This is a genomic window from Paenibacillus sp. FSL R5-0490 (genome assembly GCF_001956215.1).
Classification (GTDB): Bacteria; Bacillota; Bacilli; order Bacillales; family Cytobacillaceae; genus Cytobacillus.
On sequence record NZ_MRTQ01000007.1, the window covers coordinates 169,910 to 196,904 of the forward strand.

A 26,995-nucleotide genomic window follows, 5' to 3' on the forward strand; every position below is an offset into this window, starting at 1 on the left:
GGAACAGTACCTTCAGTTATTTGGAAATATGATATTTTCAACTAAGCCTTTCTCCTGTCCGAAGACATGCCTGCTCGGGCTCTATTTGCAATTTTGGTTTTTCTATTTGCAAATTCACCCTCCCTATTTGCAGGTCCACTCCATCTATTTGCAAAACCATTATTCCAGCACTGATTGCACTCGACTATTTGCAAATTTACCCCTTCTATTTGCAAAATAAGAGTTCTATGTGCAAATTCCCCCTATCTATTTGCAATCCCACCCTCTCTATTTGCAGGTCCACTCCATCTATTTGCAAAATCCCTCCCGGCCAGCAGTCTTCCCAAAAAGAAAACCCGGCTCCACCAAGGAAGCCGGGTTTCCCCATCCTATTACTTATCTTGCTTTCCATTCCCTTTCCCAGGCTTCACCGGGCCATCAGGGGTTTCAAGATTTTGCGGAGGCTGTTCGCCTTTTTTCAGCTTGTACAATTCAACCGTTTTGGTTGTTTTGTTGCCGGCCAGGTCCTCTGCTTCAAACGTAAAGACGTTTAAGCCTTCTTTCAATGAAAGTTTAATCTTTTTGAATTCCTTTTCGATGCCTCTCATTGCATAAGGCTCCTGGAATTCCTGGTAGAATAGCTCGCTGCCGTCCTGAGAGAAGCGAAGCTGGTCAAAGTTATCTGTCACTGTAATGTTGATGACAGGGTCCTTCTTGTTATGCTTAATGTATTTACTCGAAGGCAGCCCATCGATTTCAACCGTCGGGCCAGTCGCATCGACGATGATCGTGCGCTTGAAAGAGATCGCATTATTCGCAGTATCCACTGCTTTCACTTCCAGGCTGTGAACGCCATCTTCAAACGTCATCTTTGTTTCAAATTCATATTGTCCTTTTTCGTCATTGTACGTAGTTTCAATAGGTGTTCCGGCAATGGTGAATTCCTTCATGCCAGATTCTTCTTTAATCGTGCCGCTGACAGTCAGTTCATTTGTGTTGTACACTTCAAGCGCCGCAGGCTCCTCAAGGTATACGTATGGAACGGTCTTGTCATTGCTCACTTCGCCCACTTCCACAGTTGCTTCAGAAGAGTTGCCGGCAAAGTCATAGGCTACTACCTTAACATTTGTGCCCACTTCCAGTTCTTCCGGAAGAACAAATTCTTCTGTATCTCCGCTTAGCGCTTCATCCAGAATAGACTTTTCATCTACGAAAATATCAATATACGAAATGCCGGAGCCTTCAGGGTTATCAGCAGCTTCCAGCTTTAATGCTGTGTTGCCTTCGATAAGGTCAGCCTGAACGCTTGGCGCAGCCGTGTCCACTTTTACAGGGATTTTCACGGATTGCCACTCTGCCCCTGCATAGTCGATGACAGACTTAATCTCAAAATAGTACTGTCCGTCCTGCGCAAGCTGGTTGCTGATTTTTCCATCCCAGCCCCAGTTCGGATTGAGCGTATAATTCGCACCTGCCCCGCCATCGTAATAATGCTTGCGAAGGCTGTTTTCCGTGCGCAGCTTACGTAACGTTTTTCCATCCTCATCTGTAATCGCGAATTCTGCTTGTTTCGCATTTCGCAGGAATGAAAGAACCGGGATCAATTGATCCTGAACTTTGTCCCCGTTCGGAGAAATGGCGATTGTTTCCCCGCTGAATGCATCGTTTACCGGATCATATCCTAAGTAAGAATACCCCTCGGCTGTCTCTGAAACTGCTCCTGCCATTCCGTAGAATGAACTGTCATCATACTTCATACCGTCAAGGATCGGAGCTTTATCCCAATCACCCTTGAAGCCTACATAAGGAACCGTTAATTGCGGGTTCACGTCAGTTGAGTCTGTCAAAGTGACATATCCTTCAACAAAGTATCCATTCGGGAATACCTCGTTGATGTCAAGAGGAGTTTCCCAGTTTCCTGTCTTCGAAGGATCTACCACTTTTGCATTGCTGACATCCACACTTACTTTAAAGCTTACAGATCCATTCGCAGGAACGGTTACCTCTGCTGAATCCTGGCCCTCCACTTTTACAGAAGCATCCAGAATCTTCTGAGCTTCAAGCTCATCTGCTGCCCAGCCCATCTCTCCATAGGCTGCAAAATCAGTCTGCAGATTTGCTGCCACATCGTAAGCCACATCTTCACCACTGAAGTTTTGCGCTTTTAACGTGAATTCAAATGTATTGCCAACTTCTTTTAAAGCCACTTTTCCTTCATTCGTTGAAGCCTCCGTTACGATAACAGGAGAAGATAATGCCGAATGAAGCTGCATGATGCCGGAACCTTGTCGGCGCGGGGAATAAGGGATATTCCATTCAAATGCACTGTTGACGGTTCCTTTATCAATGACCGGCGCCGCTGTATTCATCATCAGGTTCTTCGCAACGTTGACACGGTCAAAGCCGGTTACGCCAAATTCTGTATCCACACGTTCAAGAACAAGTGCCGCACCACCGGAAACGTGAGGAGCTGCCATGGAAGTACCGCTCATCATACCGTACTGGTTATTCTCAAGAGTCGAGTAGATTTGTCCGCCTGGAGCTGTAATTTCAGGCTTGAAATCCAGGTTAGGCGTTAAACCCCATGAAGTGAAGGCGCTCATTTTGCCTGCTTCAGGGTTTGCTGACTTTGTTTTTTCTCTGTTAAAAGAAAGCGTGACTGTCTGGCCATCCTGAATGGCTGCTGCCAGCTTGTCTCCATCTGTCTTCAGCATGAATAGCTGCGGGATTGTAATGGACGGATCGCTTGCCATGTTGACATAACCGTCAGCATTATTGTAGATAATAACGCCGACAGCTCCAGCTGCCTGGGCATTAATGGCTTTATCAACAAATGCCAATTCCCCGCGCTGAATTAATGCGTATTTACCAGCAACACCGGACAGCTCTTCAGGCTTGCCCAATCCGCCGTAGGCTACTTCAAATGTTTTCGTTTCAACGTCATTCGGGTGAACATTTCCTGCTGACAAGAATGCAGCTTTTCCGGACTCTTCACCGAATTGGTAGTTGACTGCATCCAGATCCATGAAATTATTTTCAATAGATGCTACCTGCAAAGAATCATAGGATACACCAGGTGATCCCGAAACACCGATGTCCGGGTTTTCACTGCTTGGATTAGCGAATCCATTTCCAAAGTGAGCAGAGTTCCCAGCAGAAATAGACATTAAAATGCCGTTGTCTACTGCTCTGGCAATCGCTTTTTGTTCAGCTGACTCAGGGCTGACAAACCCGGCTGTTGAACCAAGACTCATGTTTAGTACGTCTGCACCAAGTACAATCGCATCATCAATCGCCTTTACATAAATATCACTGTATGTAGAAGGCATATTCGGATCATTTCCGAATACTTTAAGCGCAAGGATCTGGGCTTCAGGTGCTACCCCTTTAATGCCGCCGTTCTCCTCATCGCCATTCGCTCCGACAGTACCGGCAACGTGCATTCCATGCATGGAAGCATCCGGGCCGATATCACGGATCGTGTCATTTTCATCCATATAGTTGTATCCATATGGTACTTTTTCAGAATAATATTTCCCAAGAAGGCCATTATCTTTTTTAAACCTGGAAATTTCCTCTTTCGTTAATTCCTTTTCTGATTCATCGGCCAAAACCATGTCACGGTGAGAAGGATCCATACCGGTATCAATGACGCCGACTACCATGCCCTCACCTTTAAAGCCATAATCACGCCAAGCTTCCTGAGCTTGTACGAGCTCTTTACTGTAAAGCATATCCGGCTTTTCCTGCGGCTTTTCGTACTCGTTCACCACTTGTACTTCGGCCACTTCCGGCATTTCTTCTACAAGCTCAATGTCGCCATACATCATCTCAGCACTAAAGCCATTTACAATTGTAGTAAAGCTTTCGCGCTCAATCATCTTCACTTTATTCTTTTTAGCGCGGTCCTTTACCTTCTGCTGTTCAGACAGCTTTTCATTCTTCAGCTTCTGCTTTGTTGCATCTGGAAGTTCTTTATACTTCTTCTTTTGCTTTTGGGCATAAAGGACAGAAGGCTCTGTCTTCATCTCCACGATGACCCTGACAATATCAGTTTTGCTGTACTGCTTGTCCAGCTCACTTTTCTTTATTTCCTGGATGGTCTTGCGGTTTTCTTCTCCCTTGCTATTCGGTGTTTTCTCAGGCACAACAGCTGCTGATACCGAACTGGAGAAGATTAGCATGAACATTAATAAGGCCACTGCTGATCTTTTAATCCTCATTCCCTACCTCCTAGTTATATTATTCAGAATTTTTTTAATACACTATAAAGGTACCAAAACCAAATTTTTCATATAAGGATCAAAAGACCTGATTAACAGAATCATGAACAGGAAATTAGATCTATTTTTCACAAAAAATGCTGTAGAAAAATTTCATATTTTAACAGAATTTGAGATTTAGCCGGGACAGAGGGACAGGTTTTTTGTCCCATTAAAGCATTTTGTGCGTAAACCAAGAAAAAGGCATAGCCAGACAGCAACACTATCTGACTATGCCTCTATAATTTTGTGTAGATTTCAAAAGAAGTTTACCCATTGCGAGAGCCTGCCTCGACATCCTCCTGAGACTATTGTGAAACAGGATTTTTCGGGTGGTGCCTGTCACCAATTCAGATTACAAGCCCTCCATCTATACTCAAAATGGCTCCAGTAATAAAGCGCGCTTCGTCTGAGGCCAGGAAGGCATAGCCGTTTGCGATGTCTTCCGGTCTGCCCATTTGATTCAAGGGTGATTTTGCTTTCATGATGTCTTTTACCTTATCAGGCAGAGCTCTGGTCATGTCCGTCTCAATAAATCCAGGAGCAATGGCATTGACTCGAATTCCGTATTTCCCCAGTTCCTTTGCCCAGGTTTTAGTCATACCGTTTACTCCCCATTTCGCTGCGGCATAATTGGACTGGCCAAAGTTGCCGTATATCCCTACAACAGAAGAGGCATTAAGAATGACTCCTTCTCCCTGATCTTTCATTATTTTTGCTGCATTCTGGCCGACATTGAAAACACCCTTTAGATTTACATCAATGACCTGATCCCACTGGGATTCTGTCATATTTGTCAGCTGTGCATCCTGAACAATACCGGCATTGTTTATGACAATATCTACACGTCCGTACTGAACTAACGTTTCTTCAAATAATTGACTGACTTCATTCCGGTCTGCCACATTGCATACAACATAGATGGCTTCTCCATCGGCTTTTCTAATTTCCTCTGCCCTATCCAATAGATTTTGCTCATTTAAATCAGCTAAGACTAATTTTGCTCCTTCTTCTGCAAATTTCTTAGCTGTGGCTGCACCGATGCCTTGCCCAGCACCGGTAATGACAGCAACCTTGCCTAATAATTTCATTTTTAAGTCCATCTCCTCTTTATCCCTCAACTGCCTTTTTCGACCCAGAAACAGCCTTTTGCTCATTTTCTTCCGGAGCATAATCATCCTGAATAGTTGAGATAACCTTTTTGGTTGAGCTGCTTATTTCGTTTTCAAAATAAGGTTCATAGGCTTCAAGCGGTGCTTTCTTGCCAATTTTAACAGCAATTAAAACGCTTACAAAGGCAGCTGCCAGAGCAATGATAAATGGATTAGTTGCTCCCAATACCTTCGCAATGATATATACGAGCGTACCAACAATAATGTTGGCATATGCACCCGCGCTGTTCATTTTCTTCCAATATAAACCTAAATAGACGACAAAGAAGAAAGCGGCGCCGAATCCTCCGTACACATACGTGAATCCCATAGCCAGCAGCACAGGCGGTTTAATGGCACTCACCACTGCTAAGACACCAAGTGCCAGAACGGTATATCTTAAATGCTTTTTCGAATTTTCCTCAGTAGTTTTTGATGTGAATATATTTTTGTAGATATCATAATACAGCGATGTCCCGCAATGCAGCAGCATGGAATTGGCTGTCGATACGGCTGCAGCACATAAAGCGACTAAAGTAAGTGCTCCCACTAAAGGATGCGCATATTCCGTGATCACCAGCGGCATAATATAATCAGTGGTTTGTCCTGCCGGAAGGCTGGGAATCAATGTTTTCGCACCAAGACCAATAATGATTAACGGAACGAAAATGGCGATTAGCAATACGACTGAGATCATCATCTGCATGATGGCTACTTTAATGCTTTTAGGCGCCAGCATTCTGGCTACCCAGTGAGGGGAAACGGCTGCCCCAAGTGAATTGGATATGAAAATAGAGAAGAGCGCACCTAAGCCAAAGGTTCCGACTGGAGATAATAAAACACCCTTTGATAGACTTTCTCCTCCCACAACGGTTGGTGCAGTTGTAGCCGCCAGAGTATCATAAATATTAGAGAATCCCCCTGCTGCAGCCAATACAGCGACAGCCCCCAGAACTACACCTAAAATGATTAAAATGGTGTTCACGGTATCTGTAACAGCTACTGACCAGAAGCCTCCTATGCTTGTAAAAAGAAGGAAAACAAGAAAAGCAAAAATAGCTATTTCATATTTCATACCTGTTATAGTTGAAAAAACAATTCCAAACCCGACTACTTGCAGATGAGTAAAAACAAAATATCCAACAAGCATAAGTGCCGCAACCAGCGTCCGTAATTGGCTGTTCTTTTTTAATGGTTCATATCGGAGATGAATAAATTCAGGGAAAGTTTTTGCCGGCGATTCCGGTCTCCTGACTTTATATGCAACAATCGGAATTAAAGCGGTACCAAAAAACCATCCCGCAACCCATCCTATGATGGCTGCCACTCCCGAACTATATAAATAACCCGGAACACCCATGACAGAGGCAACACTGACCCATGTGGCAACAGACGTACCAACCCCAATAAATAAGCCCATCCGGTGTCCGCCAGTTGTAAAGTCTGACATGGATTCAACATTCTTCAAGCTCTTCAGACACGTCCACACGATAAATAGTAAATAAAATGAAAATACAGCGATATACCACATTCCTGTCACCACCTCCTATTTAAATAGTTTTCCGGAATATCCCCAGCGCTTCACTTTTGACTTTTCGACTTTATAACACAGAATTGTACCGCATATCAATGAAAAAGCGATTGTGGCACCCCAAATCAACAATGCTATAGCCATGGATTATCTCTCCTTTACAAGTTCACTTGGTTTATTTTTCATTTCCTCGTTTAAAGATTCGAAAAAAGGTAAATTGTCAGAAAAAACCGGAACTGCTTTCCTATTTTCAGCATCCGATACCAGCTCCACAACTAAATCGTTATAAGGAGTAGGAATGCCGAGAGCTTTCCCTTTTTCCGAAACATGGCCATTAATAAAGTCAATCTCAGTCTTCACTTTCCGCACTAAATCCTGCAGCATACTCGCTTTAAGATTTCGGTGTGGAGACCAAACCTCATGGTAAAAGTCCATTTTCTCACTAACCTTTTGACCTTCCTTCAGTTCCAGGAATTCCATGTCTTTTCCCTGCATATTGGTTAAGTGAATCCCTTGCGCATGTGCCACTTTAATGGTTTCATCCGCAATATAAGCCAGGCTGGTCATTGCTTCTTTATTCGACAGAACTTCGCCGAACGTACAGCCGAGTGCCGCAGACATTCCGCTGAATGTCGTATTCATTAATAACTTTGTCCACTTAATTCCGCTAATATTGGACGTGATTTTGCAATAGCCGACATGTTCCAATACCGCTTTTACATCTGATAAGCGGGGTGTGATCCTTCCGTCCGTTTCCCCTATCTCAAATGCATATTTCTTTACAGTCTCCCATTCAGTAGTCAGTTCAGACTCACCCGGGCCTTTCCATGTTGCGCCAAAGCCAACCGCCCCGCCAATCGTCCTGCTGCCGCCAACTATGGAAGCAACATACTCTTCGGGAATTCCGTTCTGAAGCGTACAGACGATGCTGTTTTCGTGCAGATATGGAAGTAATTGATGAAGAGATTCATAGGTAAATACCTGCTTGGTTAATAGAAATACTAAATCATATGAGCTGCTAATTTGATCTGGTGTCAAGGCATTGACAGGAACCGTCTTATTTATAAAACCTGAAAGCTTTGCACCGGATTGATTCAGCCTATTTACATGACTTTCATTAATATCGATTAAATCTACTTTTTCTCCCCCTTCCGCCATTAGTGCTCCAATGATTGTTCCTAAAGAGCCTGCACCCATAATCGCAATATTCATGTTAAATCCCCCTATTCTTGTTACTTAATCTAGTTTTGAACACCTTTCAGTGATGTAACCAGACTGCCTCTATTCAGCTTATCAATCCCTAAGATTTTTCTGGCCTCAGCTGGAGTGGCAACCTCTCTTCCCAATGTTTGAGCCAGGTTTGCTATTCGATTCACGAATTGAGCATTCGTTTCAGCTAATTCACCTCTTCGAAAATAGACACTATCCTCCATTCCTACCCGAACATGTCCGCCTAATAGAATACTCATCGTATTGATGGTTAACTGATCTTTACTTGCACCAATTGCCGACCATGTAGAACCTTCCGGAATGCTATCTATTAAAAACATCAGGTTTTTAGGTGTTGCCGGCATTCCTCCATGAACACCCAGTACGAATTGAAAATGGAATGGATCATCAATCAATCCCTTTTTAGCAATTCTTAACGTATTGTGAATCATGCCTACATCAAAGATCTCAATCTCCGGCTTGATTTGCCGTTCTTTCGTAACTGCCGCCAATCTTTCCAGGAACTCAGGCGTATTGTGAAAGACACCTGAGCCAAAGTTCATGGTCCCTGCATCAAAAGTCGCCATTTCTGGGTTTAATTCACACACCTTTAGCCGGTCTTCATCATTATTTCCGATTCCCCCTGCTGTTGTTAAATTTAAGATAATATCGCATTTATCCTGGACGCGGTCAATAACTTCTTTATACGTATCCAGATTTAGTGTATTTTCTCCCCTATGATCCCTTACATGAATATGGGCGATAGCCGCCCCCTCTTTCCATGACTCATAAACAGAATCGGCAATCTCTTTTGGTGATAATGGCACATAAGGCGTATGTTCCCGTGTTGTTTGTGCTCCTGTTGGGGCTACTGTAATTATTAATTTTTCCATTGTTGATCCCTCTTTCTGCAGAATAAATTCTTCTTTTTCTATTGATGCAATTTCTGTGCCAAAAGTAAAAAGGCGTTAATACAGCCTTTTCTCTAATAAAGATAAAAAAACCGATGATAAAATTCATCGGTTTTTAAATAATCTGACTATTTAGTCGTCTTATCAGGCATTTGTTTTGATGAAATAATTCATCAGTACCGATTCGATTTTGCATCACTTAAGCTAATACCCAGCCTTTTAGCCTTTTTTACGATAGTAGATTGATCAACTTCTAAAATAGCGGCTGCTTTTCTTGTACTTCCATAAAGTTTTATTGCCTTTTCAATGGTCTCTTTCTCGACGTTTTCCACTATTTTCTTTAAACTGAGTCCTTCATTTAATGATTTTGCACCATCCAGCTCAATATTTAATAACTTCATTGCATGGTCAGCACTAAACCTCTTGAATTTTTCCGAAACGATCACCATTCGTTCTACCACATTTTGCAGCTCTCTTATGTTTCCAGGCCAGTTATACCCTTTAAATACTTCGAATACTTCCTTTTCTAATTGCACTTCTTTACTATATTTTGCATTATAAATGTCTAAATAATGTCTGACTAATATCTCAATGTCTTCTGATCGTATCCGAAGCGGCGGAATATGAATCGGAAATACATTTAACCGAAAATACAGGTCTTCTCTAAATTTCCCTTCTTTTACAAGATCGTATAAATCGCAATTGGTTGACGCCAGGATCCGGACATTGAATTTAATCGGCTTTGTCCCGCCTATACGTGTAACCTCTTTTTCCTGAATAATCCTTAGCAGCTTCGACTGCAGCTCAATCGGCATCTCTCCAATTTCATCCAGCAGCAAAGTGCCTTTATCAGCCAATTCAAACATGCCGATTTTCCCTTTACTGGATGCACCGGTAAAAGAGCCGCTTTCATAGCCAAACAGCTCCGACTCCAGGAGACTTGCAGGAATGGCAGCACAATTGATTTTTATAAAAGGCTTGCCATGCCTCTCACTATTCATATAAATTTCATTGGCGACAACTTCCTTTCCAACTCCTGTTTCTCCAGTTATGAGGACCGTTACATCCAAATTGGCCACCTGGTGAATCATCTGAATAACAGGTTTCATCTCCTGGCTTTCTCCAATTAAACTTTTGGATGTCTGTAATTTTCTGAGATGTTCAATTTCATATTGATTCTTCAGCTTATCCTTTTCAACCTCTTGCATACGCTTCTCTGAAGCTGCTAATTTTTCTTGCATTTCCAGTAAATCCGACATATCCCGATTGATTACTACGACCTTTTTGATATTGCCTTTCTGATCAAAAATGGGATTACCTGATGTCAGCACTTTGACCCCTGTCCGGATTTCGGCTACCGCATTAATTGGTTTTTTGGTTCTAATAATTTCAGGGGTGATGGCGTTCTTATATAAACCTTCCTTCATCAGATCTCCCACGTACTTATTCAGGACAAGATCAGGAGCCAGGCCGGTTATTCGGCTGTAGGCCTTATTCACATATAACGTCTTTCCTTCTCCGTCTGAGATATAAATTCCATCATAAAGTTCATCACAAACCTGTTTATAATCGCCTTCATTTAACTCTTTGATTTCTTTAAAAATGTTGAGCAGCCCTGTTTCCGTCTCTCTCTTATCCAGAGAATGGAGTGGCGAATTTTTAATTGTCTCTAACAAATTTTTTAAAAATTCCTGCGAAGAAAATAGTTTTTCTTTTGTCATAACATCCTCACGCCCCCCCCGTTTTCTGATCTTATTTGAATATTTAAACAAGTTGTACATAATTATAGAATTTTAGAAGAGTTATTTTCAAGGACGAAATGACTACAATTTGATACGGGATAGCCTATATGAAGATTCCTTTACCAAAACACCCTGTAATTGGATATTTATGTTAACATATTACTTAGATTCTCTAAGCCAATCTAGAATCTCATGATCCAGCTTTATGATCCTGTCTAAAAACAATAAATAGGACGACACACATACATAGAATAACGAAAAACAGCCAGAATACATCCGTAGCAAAGTCCATCCCACTACCTCCATTTAAGTATTTGCCCCACTTTAAAAAGAAAGCGGTGAAAATGTTGAGTAAGAGTAAACGAATATTACTAAGCCTATTTGCCATCCTCATTTGCCTTGCGCTATTTGTGATTGGAATCCTATTTGCCGGAAAAATGCCTTTCCTAACCGTGCTGGGGATAGCCGGACTTAGCGGAATCTATTATGTTGTGTTCCGGCTTGTAAGGACATCAGCGAAGATAGAAAAATAGCTTAGATGAAAAGGAGATAAATATGAATACATTTAAAAATATCATAACCACAAAAGAAGAATTTGCGTCTTTTCGGGAGGAAATCGGCAAGCCGAGTGCACGTGCCGCCGGCAAAGTCATCACTTTCATCGATGAGCACTGCATTGATTTTATTTCCAAGTCGCCTTTTTTAACGATGTCCACTTCAAATGCAGCCGGGAAATGTGATGTTTCGCCAAGGGGGGATGCCCCCGGGTTTGTGACAGTTCTTGATGAGCAGCATCTATTTATTCCGGAACGGCCGGGGAATCGAAGAATGGATACCGCTCATAATCTTATCGAAAACCCCAACATTGGTCTTCTTTTTCTCATACCAGGACTTGGAGAAACACTAAGAATTAATGGTAAAGCTTACATATGCCGTGACCCGGAGCTCTTAGAAATGAGTATAGCCAATGGCCGCACTCCTTTATTTGGCATTTTAGTAGAAGCAGAGGAATGCTTTATCCATTGTGCAAAGGCATTGATCCGATCGGGATTATGGAACGGGGAGTCCTGGCCTGCGAAAGAAGCCCTTCCTTCCGCCCCTGCTATGCTGGCAGCCCATACAAACCTGCCGAATCAAACCGCTGAACAAGTGGCGAAGGATCTTCAGGAAAGTTATAAAAACAGATTGTATTAAATATACGGCGCGAAAAAAGGAGCTGAACAGGTTTGCTGGTTAAAAAGAAAGCATCTGAGGGAAAGAAAAACGGCGTTTCCTATCTGAATGGCCAAATAAAGTTTCAGGGTGTTTCCTTAAACGTGCACAGCTATTTAACGGATGGAGTCTTAATTGACACCGGGGCACAGTCTCTCCATAAATTCTTTGAACCGTTCATTGATGAATCAGACTTTGACCAGATCATGATTACCCATTTTCATGAAGACCATTCCGGCTGTGCGGCATATGCTGAAAAAACGAAGAAACTCCCTATCTATTTAAACGAAACATCCATTCCTTCCTGTGAAAAAAGGGCTGATTACCCTTTATACAGAAAGCTTTTTTGGGGCAAAAGGAAGCCGTTTCGCGCCCAGGCGATTCCGGATTCCTTTTCCTCCCGAAAAGCGCACTGGGATGTCATCGACACTCCCGGACATGCTTTCGATCATAAAGCCTTTTTAAACCGGGAAACCGGCCAGCTGTTTACGGGGGATTTATTTGTCAGTGAGAAGACCAAGGTGGCTTTAGCAGAAGAAAGCATTCCGGAAATTATCCGCTCCCTTGAACGCGTTCTAACCTATGACTTTGAAGATGTATTCTGCAGCCACGCAGGCTTTGTAGAAAATGGACGAGCAGCCCTTCAGCGAAAACGGGACTATTTGCTGTCCATCCAGGATGAAGTATCCTCACTGTATAAAGAAGGGAATTCCGCTGACGCGATCTGTCAGAAGCTGTTTCCAAAAAGATACCCCATCGTGAAATTTTCACGCGGCGAGTGGGATTCCAGGCACATCGTCACATCGATATTGGAGGAGTGCAGCTCACGGTAAGCAGACTCGTCATGGAGCGAGTTTCTATGATTCACTGTCTCTATCTCCTTTGCCTGTTTTTACATGGTTTTATTTCCCAATTTTCTTAATAATGATACAATTAAAATGTAATAATTTACATAAGGAGTGGATTCATTTGTCTATCACCACTAATGGTAAAACGATTATCAAAGAAGCTGCCATTCATTCACCAGTGGAATTCGTTTGGTATGCCTGGACGATTTCCGAAAGAGTGTCTGAGTGGTTTGCACCTGAAGCAGCCATTGAAGCCAGGGAAGGCGGGAAATATGAACTTTACTTCGTACCCGGAAATAAAACGGGAATGAATACCAGGGGCTGTAAAGTCACAAAGCTGAAGAACGAAGAAGAGCTTCACTTTACCTGGAAAGGCCCAGACCAGTTCGAGTCCATCATGAACAATGAAGACGAATTAACCATTGTAAGTGTGAGCTTCAAGCCAATCAATGAAACTGCAACCAACGTGATGGTGACACACAGTGGATTTAAAGATCATGAAGAATGGGCTGAAGCTATTAAATGGCACGAAATGGCTTGGGCAGGTGTGCTGGATAGTTTAAAATCCGCTCTGGAAAAGGGCAAAGGCAACTTATGCTGCCAGCCTTAATCCAATTAGTAAAGAGAAATTTAATAGTCCTCTTTTTTTAAATAATCCACCAAAATAAAAGTGATTATGGCAACTCAAATGACGTAAAAAAGCAAAAGGGAGCTGCCTGACAAGAATTCGCTCCCTTTTCTGCGTAAAAACTTTATTAAAATCCTTACTACAACCCATCAAACCTCACTTCATACAGGTATTTCATCTGTTTTTCCAGAACCCAGGCCGGAATATGCGGGAATAGTGCATCTCGAAGAGCTACAGAAACACCGTTATTCAGCTGGGCCACCCTTCCAATCCTGTTTGACATTCTGGTAATTTGACTGGTCCGCCGTGTTCGTTCGTGTTCATATCTTCCCAATGCCTCTTTAATTGTGGGACTCCTTTTTAAATGACCTGCGAGGATGATTGCATCTTCAATAGACTGTCCGGCCCCTTGCCCCAGATTGGGCGTCATGGCATGAGCTGAATCACCGAGCAAAACAATGTTCCCAAATACAAAGCGGCTGATTGGCGGGAGATCATAAATATCATGGTGAAGCAATTGGTGATCAGACGTTTGTGCCAGTATGCCGGGGATTGGCTCGTGGTAGCCTTCAAATATCCTGGTCAAGTTCGATACAGTAAAGGCTCTTAATTGAGAATCCTTTGCTTTGGCATTAACGCAGGCAAACCAATAAATTCGGTTGTCCGGCAATGGTACGATACCGAAGCGTCCTCCGCGGCCCCAGGTTTCTATAAATATTTTTGGATCATAATCCCTCAAGTTCGGTCCTGCCTGCACAACCGCCCTCCAACAGGTGTATCCCGAATACCGTGGTTTTGCATTCGGCATCAGTGTTTCACGTATGGTGGAGTGAATGCCATCCGCGGCGATCAGCAAATCCCCTTCCTCCGTTAAACCGTCTTCAAACCATACTCTCACTCCGGAGGCATTTTGTTCAAAACGCCTGCAAGTCTTTCCAGTATGAACAATTTGCTTCTGATCTAAAGCGCTCATTAGCAGCTCCAGGAGCTTTCCTCGCTCAATCGCAACATTATCAAGTCCATACTTGCGGCTGATTAAAGCTGTGTCCGTCCGCTGCAGGATTTTCCCTGCAGGTGTTAAGATGCGAAGTTCATCCAATGCCTTTCCTTCCTGAACAACCTGATCTCCCACACCAAGCTGCTGCAATGCACGGACAGCATTTGCGCCAATTCCGAGCCCGGCACCTGCGAAACGCACTTCATGCTTACTTTCAAAAACCTTCACTTCCATCCCTATTTTGCGAAGGGCAATGGCTGCGCTGAGCCCTCCGATGCCAGCGCCTATGATGATTGCTTTCATCGTATCACCGCTTTCATGTACATATAATCCAACCATTGAATTAATCTACTATTTTATTTATTTCTTAACTTATTTAATTCTGGAATATGTTTATAAATATCCGATACTTTATCTACAACCTCTAACTTCACTGCATCTCCGCCATTTCCCGTCATGGCAGTATTTATAAATCCATATATTAATCTCAGTAATGTTTTAGCATCAGCTTCTGTAAGATGATTAACAGCATCTATCGTATTCTCAAACTCATTATTAACAGCAGTTTCTTTCAATGTAATTCCTCCAATAAGATTTCAATATCCTTCTTAAACAAACCTGCCCCTTTTATCGAATAAGAAAAAGCAATGCTTATTTGTGCATTGCCTGCTTTCCTTCTGGACTGTTAAATAATACTTAACTCTAAATATTCGTCAGCTTCCTTAAACCCAAACTTCTTATATACAGGTCTTCCCATATCAGATGCACCAAGCCATATTCTTGATATACCAGATAGTTTGACTTCTTCAACTAATTTTGATAATAAATTTTTTGCAATGCCTTGACCTCGGTAATTTTCGTGAGTGTACATATTTGCAATATATGCCTTTTTCCCGGTTTTATTGGTATAGCTAGGTGGGAAATCATAAAAAATTACTGCACCACAAGCTATAATTTGTTCACCATCTTCTACAAGCCATTGGATAAGCCTGCCCTCACTTAACTTTTCTCTAAAGAAAACGGATAGTTCCTCATCAATATCAATACTTGGTTCTAACCCCTCATCAACTAATTGTTTTTTTCTTAGCTCAACCATTTTTTCAATATCGTTCAGGTTTGCTCTACGATATTTCAACATCTAATCACTCCTAACGATGAATTGTATTCTTCATTCTCATTAATAAAACCTTCTTAAACAAACCTGCCTGATTCAGCAGCTGATCTTTACTATAAGCACCCTATTAGCTGGTTAAGTTGAAGATGATATTAGCTTTTCCCCAAAGAAAACCCATCAAACAACCGTCCTCCGAAGGGTTGCAAGACAGAATAAACTAATTGTATAACTTGATTTTTATTACCAGTCTTATAAAAAATATCAAAAGCATCTACAAAATGATTTGCGAACTCCTCATCGTAACTTCTCAATGAACGAATTACCCATTTAGATGCACCAATCCATTGACGGTTTGTTCTCAAAATGAATTCGCTTAATAATTCTGCAAGTGTATTAGCTATAAATATTTCCTCTGCTCTAATAGAACAACCTATAAAATCATCCAGTGCATCCGTAATAAAATATCGCTTTGTATTTATAGTTTCTACTGACCATTCTTTTGGACCTTGACTTAATATATCCATAGCCTCTTTTTTTATGGAATCAATTATTCCAACATCTTTTAGGACAATTCCTTCTGAAACCATCCTTGGCATTGAAGGTCTCGCTCTTTCATAATCCATTTCAAAAAATTCCTTATATGTGGTTAAGTTATGTACAAATACCTCAATAGCCCACCCATATGCTATTAAGGACTCTCTGTAGGATGAATGAAGGTTATTATCGAAAATAACAATATCAAGGTCAGAAGTTTCTGTTGCTTCACCTCGAACCACACTACCTGCTAAGAGAGCTCCCTGACAATTCGGAAAATGCTCATTAATAAATTGATGTGCTGCTTCGAACGGGGTTAACTTTTTTACTTTCCTCATTGAAGATAGACTTAAATAATGTGTTGAATTTGGATAAATATTTTCCTTTAAAAACCCAAAGGAAGTATAAAATTTGTCTCCTTGTTCTGTATCTGTATGAAGTACTAATACCTTAAAAAAGTGTTTTGCATCGTTAATGATTTGGTTTAACAAAAGTCTTCCTAGACCATTTCTTCGATAATCCTTAGAAACATAAAACCTTCTCAGCCGTCCAACTTTTTCATCATTGGAAAACGGATCTATATTAAGCCCTCCAATAGCAATCAGTACACCTTTTTTGTTAAATAAACCATATAAAGATTCCCCAGGCTTATTAAAGTTATTAGTGCCATTCTTATAATCATTAACTAATCTTTCAAGAAACCGAAAACCCTCATTTTTGCTTCCCCTAACTAAATGGGTTAAATCAATTTTAACCAAACTTTTTAATTGCTTCACTTTAAACTCTTCCATATCTTCCTCCGAAAAAGCTCTCATAATATAATTCTCCCAAGAAAATCTTCCTATATTTATACTGCAGCCGGTTCTCAAAGACGCCTTTGTTCAATTGAACTTATTCTATATCGCTTCTATATTTTTCAGGTAATAACTCCATGACATTACACTTTACCAATTCACTATTATAAGAAATGATGACATCCGTTTCTTTGCCGTAATCACTAATTAACTCTCGACACATCCCACAGGGAGCAACCACCCAGCATTTCTCTATATCCTCGTGTGGGTGAGGATGGGCCACTGCTACTATTGTTTCAAATTCGTGTTCACCTTCAGATATAGACTTGCCAATAGCCATTGCTTCACCACATACAGTTATTCTCCCAACATTCGCTTCAACGTGAACTGCTGAAAATACATTACCAGATGTTGTTCTGACTGCTGAACCAATGTGATGCCGTCCATACCTGTAATTCTTTTCAATCACTTTTTCTGCTTCTTTTATCAATTCGTAGTCTTTATCTTCTAAAGGTCTTACTTTTAACAAAATAGATCTCCCCCATCTACTAGTCCACCGTTATCTTAATACATATCCTTCTGAGTAAAATTCCAAAACGCCACAGCCAGGCAGCCTGCCGTCCAGACTCCAAGCACGGTCAGTGAAAACGGCAGGGACATCCCTTCAATCGGCGGCGCCTGTCCTTCCAGGTAGTTAATCAGATCAAAGTTCAGATTCACTAGATATTTGGAGCTGGTCCAGCTTGAGCCGATGGAAGACAGCAGGGTGCCAGCGATTAACACAGCCATCATGGCACCAATTCCCGTCGCTGTATTTTTCACCAGGACGGAGATCATCAGGCTGATCGTTCCAACGACCGCTGTTACCACCCACGCAAGCCCGGCTGACATCAGCAGGTATTCCCACATCGGCAGGGTATGAATGTACTCCGTTGAAAACTCCCCCGATGCAGAAGCTTGAAACCCGGTTAAGATAGGTGCGGTCCAGCCGTCATATCCGAGGACGATCCCTGAAACCCCATAACAGACGATTACCGTAACCGCCATCAGCATGGAGGTATACAGCAGCACCGTCAGCCATTTCGCCATCAGGATCCACCACCGCTTAACCGGCCGGGACAGTAAGGTTTTGATTGTGCCATCATTGTATTCCCCGCTCACAATATCCGCCATGATAATGATAATGAATAACGGCAGGACAAGCGTGACTCCCTGTGATAAAAAGATGCGGATAAACGTAGGGGCGCCAGGATAGTTCGGGTTGATATCATTGTCCAGATAATACTGCTTTTGCTTCAGATCAAATTCGAGGAACTGTCTGAACTCGTCCTGAATTCCACTTGATGCCAGCCGATTTTGCCGGTCGACAATCTCCTGCTGAAGCTCCACCCGCCAGTCCAGAGTGCCCTGCTTTTCAATTTTCTCCTGTATCTCCCGGTATTGGGCATATGTAAACATCGACACCAGAATAACTAATATAACGCCGACAACCGCGAGGCGTTTTTTGGAAGCGATCTTCATCACTTCATTGCGAATCAGGCCAACCATATTCGGATTAGACAATATGATCGCCTCCTGTCAAACTGATAAATAGATCCTCCAAGGTCTGCACTTTCCTTTCGATCGTCCATACCTCAATGCCCGCTTTCATTAGGGCTTCATTCAGGATTGAGGTTTTGCTTTCCTCCATAAGCGTATGTATCGTATGGTCATCGTACAGTTCTGCCGCCTGGACATGCGGGGATTCCTGTAAAATAGCAAGCGCACGGAAAGAATCACTGACTCTCCAGTCCACACCGGCGGACAGTGTACCAACCAGATCGCTCACACTGCCGACCTTTACGATTTCTCCATGGCTCATAATAGCCACGCGATCGGCCAGCAACTCGATTTCACTTAAAATATGGCTGGATACGAGAACCGAAAGACCCGTTTCATCGACCAGCTTTCTGATAAATTGGCGAAGATCCTTGATTCCCATCGGGTCCAGTCCATTCGTGGGCTCATCCAGTATCAGCACATCCGGCCGGCCCAGCAATGCCTGTGCGATTCCAAGCCGCTGCCGCATCCCTAAAGAATAGGTCCGCACCTGATCATCAATTCGCGCAGTCAGATCGACCAGATCAATGACCTCCTGTATCCGTTCATCATCTACATTCGGCAGCATCCGGGCAAACATCTGCAGATTTTCACGGCCGCTTAAATACTTATACAGCTCCGGATTTTCGACGATCGAACCAAGGCGCTGCATCGCCTGAACGAATTGCTTTCTCACATCGAATCCGCAGATGTGAATCTTTCCGGACGTTGGCTTAATGAGCCCGACAAGCATCCGGATCGTAGTGGTTTTCCCGGCGCCATTCGGACCGAGGAATCCAAAGACTTCGCCTGGATAAATGTCAAATGATATATTATTAATAATCGTTTTCTTTCCAATGATTTTCGTTACATTTTCTAATTGTACTGTTGGCTTTACACTCATAGCATCACCCCTGTTCTATTCTAACTAAATTTTCGAACATTAACTCTTTTGAATACTCCATTTGAGAAAAAAATTGATAGAATCAAATTAGAAGGAGAGGTCAAAACATGAAGAAATGGATGTGGCCGTTATTTTTCACCCTATCCCTTGCCCTGACAGTTCTGTTTGGATATGGACTTGCCAGTGCCTATATGGATGTTACCAGCCCGCCCCGAGGAAAAATTTTAGAGAAAACAGAAGATAAACCTGTCACACCTGGCGATGCCTATGTCGCCCTTGGAGATTCATTAACAAGGGGTGTCGGTTCCTCAAAAGGAGAGGGTTTTGTCTCGCTTACTGGAAAAGAGCTGAAAGAAAAGAAGATGGTTGATCGCTTTCAAAACCTTGGAGTACGCGGCGCCAGAATTGAGGATTTGCTGACACAACTGGAACAAAAGGAAGTCCAGAGATCTCTTAAAGAAGCCAAAATAATCTCCATCACCATTGGTGGCAATAACCTTTTTAATAGCGGGAAGATACTCGAGAAATATTCAGAGGAAACCGCACTGGGCATCGTGAACACCGAAATTCCGAATCTGGAGAAGACATTCAAAAGCATTCGCGAAACCAATCCGAATGCCGTTATCGTCTATATGGGACTTTACAATCCTTTTAAGCAATCGCCCAATGGGGATTCATTTGATTCCGTCATCCAAAAATGGAATGAATCTGCCCGGACATTAGGCTTGAAATACCGAGTTCAAATAGCAGATACCTTCAATCTGGTCACAGATGCCAAACGCGATCTTTCCAGTGATGTCTTCCATCCGAATGATGTCACTTATCAGGAGATGGCTGAAAGCCTGTCACTTGTCATTGAAAAAAATATCGTTGAATAACCAAAAGGTGAATCTGCAGCAGATGTGCGGATTCACCTAAAATGGGTTTACATTCGCAGAGATCGCCTGAGACCTGTATGAAAGGCTTTCTTCTAATGCCTGTAATCCGATATTCTTTTCCTAAGCCAGCAAGCCTTTAGAACTTGAACCGGCTTACTGTATCTTGAAGCTGCTCAGCCATTTCCGATAAATTATGGGCTGAAGCAGACACTTCTTCCATAGAGGCGAGCTGTTCTTCAGCTGATGCAGCCACGCCTTGACTATGCATGGAAGATTCTCTTGAAATAGCTGTCACTCCTGTTACAGCCGCAGAAATTTCCTGGGTGCTGGCAGACATTTGCTGGGCGGTCGCTGCCATGCCATCAACCTTTAGTCCTATATCCATCATGAATCGTAATATCACTTCAAAACTCTTCTGTGTTCGGGAGACTATTCCCAAACCATTTTCAACTTCCCGCTTTACTGAATTCATGGAATCTGTGGATTGGTTCATATCATTCTGAATTTGCCGGATCAACTCAGAGATTTGAGAAGATGATTCCTGGGATTGTTCAGCCAGCTTTCTTACCTCGTCTGCAACTACAGCAAAGCCTTTGCCATGCTCCCCTGCTCTTGCCGCTTCAATTGCAGCATTTAGCGCCAGCAGATTGGTCTGGCTGGCAATATCTATAATTACTTTTGAGATATTCTCAATTTGCTTCGACCTCTCATTTAATAGCTGGACTTCCTTGCTGGTTTCGATCACAGTAGTATGAATCAGGTTCATCTGCTGAGAAGTTTGTTCTACATATTTGCCGCCTTCTTCTGCACGGGCCCCTGCTTCAGCAGTATTTTCGGCTATTTCTGCAGAAGACTCCGCAATCGCTGCAATGCCGCTTGTTACTTCTTCTAATGCTTTTGCACTTTCTTCTATGCTTTGGGTCTGAGTTTCCGCTCCGCCGGCAACCTGCTGTATGGCTTCCGTAATTTGTTCAGTCGCCTTGCTGGTCTGTTCTGCCCCTGCAGTTAACTCCTCTGATGAAGCAGCTACCTGATCGGAAGTACCCAAAACCTCTCTGATCATGGTTATTAAATTCTCCTTCATTTCATTGTAACTTTTTGAAAGATCTGTTAGCTCATCACCCGCATCATCTATTACTTCTGCAGTAAAATCTCCTCTGCCAGCCAGTTCTAATGCACTTTTAACAGTTGAAAGACGCTTCTGCAGCCTTTTAGTAAACCAGAAGACAACTAGAGATGCAACAGCAGCAACAATTAAGATAAGGATCAGGAACTTTGTCATGAAGTCCGATAGAATTTTATCAATAATGGTTTGGGGAGCGCCTACATACAAGATTCCAACTGTTTCTCCGCTCTTATTCTTCAGCGGCATGTAGGCTGTTTGAAAGATATTGCCTGTAACTTGAGCTTCTCCATAATAATTTTCACCTTTTTTAAGTACAACTTCACCCACTTCAGGCGAAACAGAGGTTCCAATATTTCTCTCACCGTTTACAAAGACATTCGTTGTAATGCGGGTATCCCCCTGAAAAATGGTAATCGAATCACCAGTATCCTGGCCTATTGCATCAACAAGTTCAAAATCATTATTAAAGAGGTGATCTCCTCTATACAGCTTGCCATTCCGGATTTCCCATTCACCAGGAAACTTATTCCGTATGTACCTTTCACTTAAACTAAGGTCACCCTTAGCTTTTTCAATTGCAAATGCCTTAATCCCCTTGGTTACTTCATTTACTACAACGCCTCCGATAATAACAGACAGCAGCAGTACGATGCTAATTACAATTAAGTTGATTTTTGTTCCTAACTTGAATTTGAACCTCAATTTAACATTACTCCTTTATGAAATTAAAATGTTTTCCTGACTGAACTATAAAAAAATATAGTTTCATCTTCCTTCCACAATAAAAAAAACACTCACTTATCTTGAAATACAAGAAAAGGAAGTGTTTTAAGAATCTGGCAGGAGCGCTGCCCATTCTAAAAGTTCCGTTTTAAATAAGTTTTAACGTGTATCAGCCAACAGGGTCCCTATTCTGTCTACACCAAAAGACCTATTTCATCACTTTTATTTTCATCAACTTCTAAATTATAGCAAAGAGACCATTTTATTCAATACTTTTTACCTATTAGCACCTTAGAAATATTTTCCACATATGAGCTGTTTGCCCTGTCATTTTCCATTGTATTTTCAGGATCCCCTGACAGCACCGAAACCTAAAACACTTGCCGCAATTCAATCTGCCCTTCCCCATGTCCTTGAGGATCCGGCATCTGCATGGCCCACTCGATCGCTTCTTCCCTCGAATTCACATCAATCAGAATGAACCCGGCAGTCAGTTCTTTCGATTCAGTAAATGGGCCTTCCGTAACCACAGGCTTTTCCCCTGGTCCCGGATAGGAAATGCGAATTCCATTTGAACTTGGATGAAGTCCTTTAGCCATAACCCGCACGCCCGCCTTAACCAACTCTTCATTGTACTTCGTCATGGCTTCCATGAGTTCAGGGCTTGGGAGCTTTCCGGCTTCGGAATTCTTTGAGGCTTTGACAATCAGCATAAACAGCATAATTACTTCCTCCTTTTTTTGAGACAAACCCTCTAATAGGCCTCCCGCTTGGAGAATAGTGATCTTAAGCATAAAAAATGTCTGTCCGTTGCATGTCCTTATTTCTTTAGGGTATTCAATCCTTCAGAATACGAGCTTTCCTGCTAACTTTACAAATAAATCTCATCAATCCTTTGTGCGCGGGAGGAAAGAGCGTGAAAAAAATATCCATTGTTCGGCGCATGGGCATTGGACAGATAATCGGTTTATTTCTATGAACCCCATCTAAAGCAATTTTTGCCAACTTTTCAGGAGTCATCATTTTTTGCTTTTTTAATTGCCGGGTGATAACCGCTTTATTGATATTGATTGCTTTCGCTGCTTCAAAAATAGGTGTATCAACAAATGCAGGACAAAGAGCACTAACATGAATGCCGAACTCTTCCGCTTCATAATGAACCGAGGTGGTTAAGCCCACAACCGCATGTTTCGTTGCAGAATACGCCGAAGATACAGGAGAAGGTCCTAATCCTGCTGCAGATGCTGTATTCACAATATAGCCGAATCCTTGTTTTTTCATGAGATTATACCCTGCTTGTGTTCCATTAATAACTCCCCATAAGTTAACGTCCATAATTTCTTTCCAGTCTTCTATTGTCATATCATGGAGCTCACCATACATGGCAATGCCCGCATTATTAAAAAGATAATCAATCCGGCCAAATTCATTGTGTATTTCTGTGAGTAACCGTTCTACATGATCATATTCACTTACATTTATATAGGCATACCTGGCGGTTATTCTTTCATTATTCAGTTCTGCCTCAAATTTTTTCCCCGATTGTTCATTAATATCTGAAATAATGACAAACACTTTCTGTTGAACTAATTCTCTGCAAAGTGCTTGCCCAATACCTGAAGCACCACCCGTTACTACCGCAATCTTTTTATCCATACCCAACCCCCTCTCTATAATTTCGCCTTTCTAATCTCTCTTTTTACTGAATTGCGTCTTGATTGTGGCCTGTCATACGCTTGATTTCAGATGCATACATATCAGCAGCCATTTGGGCACCAGCACTGTTTAAGTGGATGCCATCTAATGTCAAATGCAGACCGCGTTCTTCTGATAGCCTGTCTATTCGTAAAGGCTTTTTATAAAAGAGGACATCCGCCATGACTCTCATTACTTTTGTGCTGATATAATCTGAAGTGTCCACTTTTGATAGGCGGCTGAAAAAAAAGGATTGCATATCCAAAAAGCTGACATTTGCATATTTACGAGTGATAGTTTGGATATGAACATTCAATTCCTTGAGTTCATTGTTTGGAGCATTATTTATATTTTCACCAACTAATGCTGGGGTAACTGCTGCGGCTTGTTTCGATGATTCAAGTACCAGCTTTAATACTTTATCGTAATATTCTAAAAACTCATTCTGATCTTTCGCTGCGGGCTGGGCCTGAACACTCAGCAGTTTTGAATACACATCATTCACACCAATCCAAAGGAAAGAAAGATCATATTCCGTATCTAATTTTGTTTTTAATAGACGAGCATGTAAACTTTTAACTGTCTCGCCTGGTTTGCCAAGATTAACGAATGTTATGTCCGGGTACTGTTTCTTTAATAGGTTATAGAAAGAAACTCCAGGACGGCCTTCAGTTAGACTGTCACCAATTAAGGCTATTTTCATGTCTATTTCCTCCTCTTAATGGATGCTAAAAAGATGGTAATGGCCTCGTTAAAGAGAGGTTCAAGCTTGCTCAGCTCCTGTGTGTTCGTTAATTGACACAGCCCTCCGAGCCATGTTCCAACCAGCAGGGTCCAGTCATCAATATTTCCATCTTCAAATTCTCCCTTGTCCACTCCTTCCTGAATAATGGTACGATAAGCACCCATAGGAAGAACCGCCAGCTCATATAATGCTTTTACAGACTCTGCACTTGAAGCAGGATTTGAAGCAAGTTCTTGTCCTCCTTTTAGTAGGGGAGTCTGGTAATTATAAAGAACATGCATGGCCATTCCATAGAGTTTCTCTGCTGCGGTAGCATAAGCTGATTCCTTGGCCAGCCATTTTGCATGCCAATTCTCCATCGTTTTTTGCGCCAATGCAACAAACAGTTTTTCTTTATTTTGAAAATGATAATAAATATGTCCTTTGCTGTAACCAGAGGCTTTTGATATGTCTAGTACTGAAGTTTGATTGTATCCTTTTTGAGAAAAAATCAAGGCGGCTTTTTCCATAATGTCACGCTTAGCTTCTTCGCTGTTATAACGCCTTTTTTTCAAGACTAACTCCCCCCCCTTCCTCAAATTGAACGACCGTTCTAATTTATTATATAGATATTTCCACTTAAAGGGAACTATTTATTGATAAATTCACAAATTTTACATTTTTCCACTAACTAAAGAACTTTCATAGTTAAATGCCATATATTCAATGACAATGTTTTCATTAATTGTGGTCCTTCCTTAGTGCATTAGAAAAAGCCGCCAGTTTGGCAGCTGCTTTAGCAATGAATATAGCAAACTCTCTATCTTTTATGCTCAATCAATAAATTGCGGAGCTACGGTATGGATCATTATATCCGCTTTGTTTATGTATGTACCTTCCCTCTTCGAAATGTTTCCTCTTCTCTTCAAGCATATCTGCCAAACGATCAGAATCATCTATGTAAACCAATACTTTACTGACCTCTTTCTTCAATCCAAAATATCCTTTATATGTAATAGGTTCATGAAAGAGAATTTCATGTTTCAGCTCATCTGTGATTCCAAAGATTTTAGTCAGGACTCTAGGAAAAACAGTCGCATGAAATACTTCTTTCTCATGAAGTATTCTGCCATTTTGACTATATTTAAGTTCTGCCTTTTGTATTAGCTTTATATCCCGTAGATGAAATGAAATTTCCCGTCTCGCCCCTATTTTCATTTCAACCATATTCTCTCTTATACGTATAGGTGTGTTCCTTACCCAATTATAATCCCCGATCATATAAATAATGCTATAAATATGGAGCGCTGACATAACATACGCATAGGCTGGTTCTTCCTTTTTCAGATAAATATGGAAAACGATCATCTCTATAACCTGTTCGTGCAAAAGAGCGATGAACAGCCAAAAATAAGCTGAGTTTTTGTACAGAGGAAATGAATTTTCACAATCCTCTCTTTTTCTTCCCCAGCGAAAGAAAGCGTAAAATAAAATTTTCCATTCTTTCACGATTATCGTAATAATTGGATTCTGGTCAATCTTCCCTTGCCTGTATCTTATAAATAAATAGACTGCAAAGACTTCAAGCAGCACTGCCAATACAGCTAGTGAAACTATCATCTGCTTATCCATTATGCCCCCTCCTCACGCATGCTTTTTATGTTCATACCAAAATATTATGTATTGGATTGCCCCCATCCCTGTTAAAAGGATGACAGGGAAGTAAGGAATATGGTTAAGGTAAGCAGTTAAAGCGATAGCAAGAGGAAAAGATGAAGCAAAGAAAATATAGACTTTTCTGGTCGCTTTATACGTAATCCATTGAAGCCCTTCGTCTTCCTCTTTAAATTCCATAGGCATTAAAGTGGGTTTAATTTTATCCTTGGGATTTTTTAAATTGTAAATGGGGATTGCGGAAAGTAAAGCCAGAATAGGGATGCCTAATACAAGAGGATCAAGATTCAGCCAAGCTGGAACATCTTCAGAATAATAATTTCCCAGCATGATAACCCCCAGCCCGAGAATTAGTACCACATTAAAAATGGGGGAATGAAAAATTTTCTTTAACATATTTATTCTCTTTCCAGATAAAAAATTTGTTCAACGGGAACTCGAAAGACTGTTGCCATCTTTAAGGCAAGAGTAATGGACGGGGCGTAGTCCCCTTTTTCGATTAGACCGATCGTTTGCCTTGAAACATCAATTTTTTCAGCCAAATCCTGCTGAGTTAAACGGTATCTTGCCCGCAATTCGCGCACAGAATTTTTTAGCATATTTACTTACTCTCCTTCTATTTATTTCCTCTTTATCGTAAATGATCATTTGCAAAATGTAAACTTTAGTTGTCATTTTGACATAAAATGTTAACATCCTGCAATCGAGTAGGAGGGGGTGATTAACCCCCGACCTCTCACACCACCGTACGTACCGTTCGGTATACGGCGGTTCGAAAGTT

General features: G+C 41.7%; 26 protein-coding genes and 1 pseudogene. 5 read left to right on the forward strand and 22 right to left on the reverse strand.

Annotation, left to right across the window (positions count from 1 at the left end; translation table 11 throughout):
- Positions 1-371: 371 nt before the first annotated feature.
- The 6 genes from BK139_RS07780 to BK139_RS07805 all read right to left on the reverse strand — a co-directional run bounded on the left by BK139_RS07780 (position 372) and on the right by BK139_RS07805 (position 10,764).
- Positions 372-4,202 carry a S8 family serine peptidase gene (locus BK139_RS07780; protein ID WP_076257781.1) on the reverse strand — a complete coding sequence of 1,277 codons (3,831 nt, stop codon included), beginning with the start codon at positions 4,200-4,202 and terminating at the stop codon, positions 372-374.
- A gap of 389 nt (positions 4,203-4,591) precedes the next feature.
- Positions 4,592-5,332, reverse strand: coding sequence for a 3-oxoacyl-ACP reductase FabG (gene fabG, locus BK139_RS07785; protein ID WP_076257782.1), 741 nt, complete (start codon positions 5,330-5,332; stop codon positions 4,592-4,594).
- Between the two features lie 19 nt (positions 5,333-5,351).
- Complete coding sequence (locus BK139_RS07790) at positions 5,352-6,923, reverse strand: sodium:solute symporter family protein (protein WP_076257783.1); 1,572 nt, start codon at positions 6,921-6,923, stop codon at positions 5,352-5,354.
- A gap of 147 nt (positions 6,924-7,070) precedes the next feature.
- Complete coding sequence (locus tag BK139_RS07795; protein ID WP_076257784.1) at positions 7,071-8,135, reverse strand: ketopantoate reductase family protein; 1,065 nt, start codon at positions 8,133-8,135, stop codon at positions 7,071-7,073.
- 29 nt (positions 8,136-8,164) lie between these two features.
- Positions 8,165-9,025 (reverse strand): beta-keto acid cleavage family enzyme, encoded by an 861-nt coding sequence (locus BK139_RS07800; protein ID WP_035325753.1) that lies wholly within the window; start codon positions 9,023-9,025, stop codon positions 8,165-8,167.
- A gap of 191 nt (positions 9,026-9,216) precedes the next feature.
- Positions 9,217-10,764 (reverse strand): sigma-54 interaction domain-containing protein, encoded by a 1,548-nt coding sequence (locus BK139_RS07805; protein ID WP_076257785.1) that lies wholly within the window; start codon positions 10,762-10,764, stop codon positions 9,217-9,219.
- 368 nt (positions 10,765-11,132) lie between these two features.
- Between BK139_RS07805 and BK139_RS07810 the strand changes: the two genes are divergently transcribed.
- From BK139_RS07810 to BK139_RS07825, 4 genes are all read left to right on the forward strand, one after another.
- Positions 11,133-11,318, forward strand: a complete 186-nt coding sequence (locus tag BK139_RS07810) for a hypothetical protein (RefSeq protein WP_076257811.1) — start codon at positions 11,133-11,135, stop codon at positions 11,316-11,318.
- A gap of 22 nt (positions 11,319-11,340) precedes the next feature.
- Positions 11,341-11,979 carry a pyridoxamine 5'-phosphate oxidase family protein gene (locus BK139_RS07815; RefSeq protein WP_076257786.1) on the forward strand — a complete coding sequence of 213 codons (639 nt, stop codon included), beginning with the start codon at positions 11,341-11,343 and terminating at the stop codon, positions 11,977-11,979.
- A gap of 32 nt (positions 11,980-12,011) precedes the next feature.
- Positions 12,012-12,830, forward strand: coding sequence for an MBL fold metallo-hydrolase (locus BK139_RS07820; protein ID WP_076257787.1), 819 nt, complete (start codon positions 12,012-12,014; stop codon positions 12,828-12,830).
- Between the two features lie 136 nt (positions 12,831-12,966).
- On the forward strand, positions 12,967-13,455 hold the full coding sequence (locus tag BK139_RS07825) for an SRPBCC family protein (protein WP_076257788.1): 489 nt from the start codon (positions 12,967-12,969) through the stop codon (positions 13,453-13,455).
- Positions 13,456-13,612: 157 nt separating this feature from the next.
- Here BK139_RS07825 and BK139_RS07830 read toward each other — a convergent pair whose 3' ends face one another.
- The 8 genes and pseudogenes from BK139_RS07830 to BK139_RS07865 form a co-directional block, all read right to left on the reverse strand.
- A complete protein-coding gene (locus tag BK139_RS07830) occupies positions 13,613-14,809 on the reverse strand; it encodes an FAD-dependent monooxygenase (RefSeq protein WP_083675322.1) in 1,197 nt (398 codons plus the stop codon).
- A gap of 17 nt (positions 14,810-14,826) precedes the next feature.
- Positions 14,827-15,045 (reverse strand): hypothetical protein, encoded by a 219-nt coding sequence (locus BK139_RS07835; RefSeq protein WP_076257789.1) that lies wholly within the window; start codon positions 15,043-15,045, stop codon positions 14,827-14,829.
- Positions 15,046-15,155: 110 nt separating this feature from the next.
- Positions 15,156-15,605 (reverse strand): GNAT family N-acetyltransferase, encoded by a 450-nt coding sequence (locus BK139_RS07840; RefSeq protein WP_083675327.1) that lies wholly within the window; start codon positions 15,603-15,605, stop codon positions 15,156-15,158.
- A 131-nt stretch (positions 15,606-15,736) separates the two neighbouring features.
- Positions 15,737-16,456: a nucleotidyltransferase domain-containing protein gene (locus BK139_RS07845; protein ID WP_076257813.1), complete on the reverse strand. Its 720-nt coding sequence runs from the start codon at positions 16,454-16,456 to the stop codon at positions 15,737-15,739.
- Positions 16,457-16,462: 6 nt separating this feature from the next.
- Positions 16,463-16,909 (reverse strand): annotated as a pseudogene (locus BK139_RS23565) (GNAT family N-acetyltransferase); the annotation flags it as partial.
- Positions 16,910-17,009: 100 nt separating this feature from the next.
- On the reverse strand, positions 17,010-17,441 hold the full coding sequence (locus BK139_RS07855) for a cytidine deaminase (protein ID WP_076257791.1): 432 nt from the start codon (positions 17,439-17,441) through the stop codon (positions 17,010-17,012).
- A 35-nt stretch (positions 17,442-17,476) separates the two neighbouring features.
- Positions 17,477-18,475 (reverse strand): ABC transporter permease, encoded by a 999-nt coding sequence (locus tag BK139_RS07860; RefSeq protein ID WP_083675323.1) that lies wholly within the window; start codon positions 18,473-18,475, stop codon positions 17,477-17,479.
- The gene (locus BK139_RS07865) at positions 18,468-19,394 is read right to left on the reverse strand and encodes an ABC transporter ATP-binding protein (protein ID WP_076257792.1); all 927 of its coding nucleotides are present in this window, start codon (positions 19,392-19,394) and stop codon (positions 18,468-18,470) included. Before BK139_RS07865 ends, BK139_RS07860 begins: the two co-directional genes overlap by 8 nt.
- A 107-nt stretch (positions 19,395-19,501) precedes the next feature.
- Here BK139_RS07865 and BK139_RS07870 point away from each other — a divergent pair, with 107 nt between their 5' ends.
- Positions 19,502-20,272 (forward strand): SGNH/GDSL hydrolase family protein, encoded by a 771-nt coding sequence (locus BK139_RS07870; protein WP_076257793.1) that lies wholly within the window; start codon positions 19,502-19,504, stop codon positions 20,270-20,272.
- A gap of 136 nt (positions 20,273-20,408) precedes the next feature.
- On the opposite strand, the gene BK139_RS07875 is transcribed toward BK139_RS07870, so the two are convergent.
- The 8 genes from BK139_RS07875 to BK139_RS07910 form a co-directional block, all read right to left on the reverse strand.
- The gene (locus BK139_RS07875) at positions 20,409-22,100 is read right to left on the reverse strand and encodes a methyl-accepting chemotaxis protein (protein WP_076257794.1); all 1,692 of its coding nucleotides are present in this window, start codon (positions 22,098-22,100) and stop codon (positions 20,409-20,411) included.
- A 392-nt stretch (positions 22,101-22,492) separates the two neighbouring features.
- Entirely contained in the window at positions 22,493-22,843 is a 351-nt protein-coding gene (locus BK139_RS07880) for a YciI family protein (RefSeq protein WP_076257795.1), read from the reverse strand.
- 115 nt (positions 22,844-22,958) lie between these two features.
- A complete protein-coding gene (locus BK139_RS07885) occupies positions 22,959-23,777 on the reverse strand; it encodes an SDR family NAD(P)-dependent oxidoreductase (protein WP_076257796.1) in 819 nt (272 codons plus the stop codon).
- 43 nt (positions 23,778-23,820) lie between these two features.
- Positions 23,821-24,519 carry a GDSL-type esterase/lipase family protein gene (locus BK139_RS07890; RefSeq protein ID WP_076257797.1) on the reverse strand — a complete coding sequence of 233 codons (699 nt, stop codon included), beginning with the start codon at positions 24,517-24,519 and terminating at the stop codon, positions 23,821-23,823.
- 2 nt (positions 24,520-24,521) lie between these two features.
- A complete protein-coding gene (locus BK139_RS07895; RefSeq protein WP_076257798.1) occupies positions 24,522-25,115 on the reverse strand; it encodes a TetR/AcrR family transcriptional regulator in 594 nt (197 codons plus the stop codon).
- Between the two features lie 262 nt (positions 25,116-25,377).
- On the reverse strand, positions 25,378-26,172 hold the full coding sequence (locus tag BK139_RS07900) for a hypothetical protein (protein WP_076257799.1): 795 nt from the start codon (positions 26,170-26,172) through the stop codon (positions 25,378-25,380).
- A 12-nt stretch (positions 26,173-26,184) separates the two neighbouring features.
- A complete protein-coding gene (locus tag BK139_RS07905) occupies positions 26,185-26,610 on the reverse strand; it encodes a hypothetical protein (RefSeq protein ID WP_076257800.1) in 426 nt (141 codons plus the stop codon).
- 2 nt (positions 26,611-26,612) lie between these two features.
- Positions 26,613-26,813, reverse strand: coding sequence for a helix-turn-helix transcriptional regulator (locus BK139_RS07910; RefSeq protein WP_076257801.1), 201 nt, complete (start codon positions 26,811-26,813; stop codon positions 26,613-26,615).
- Between the last annotated feature and the right edge of the window lie 182 nt (positions 26,814-26,995).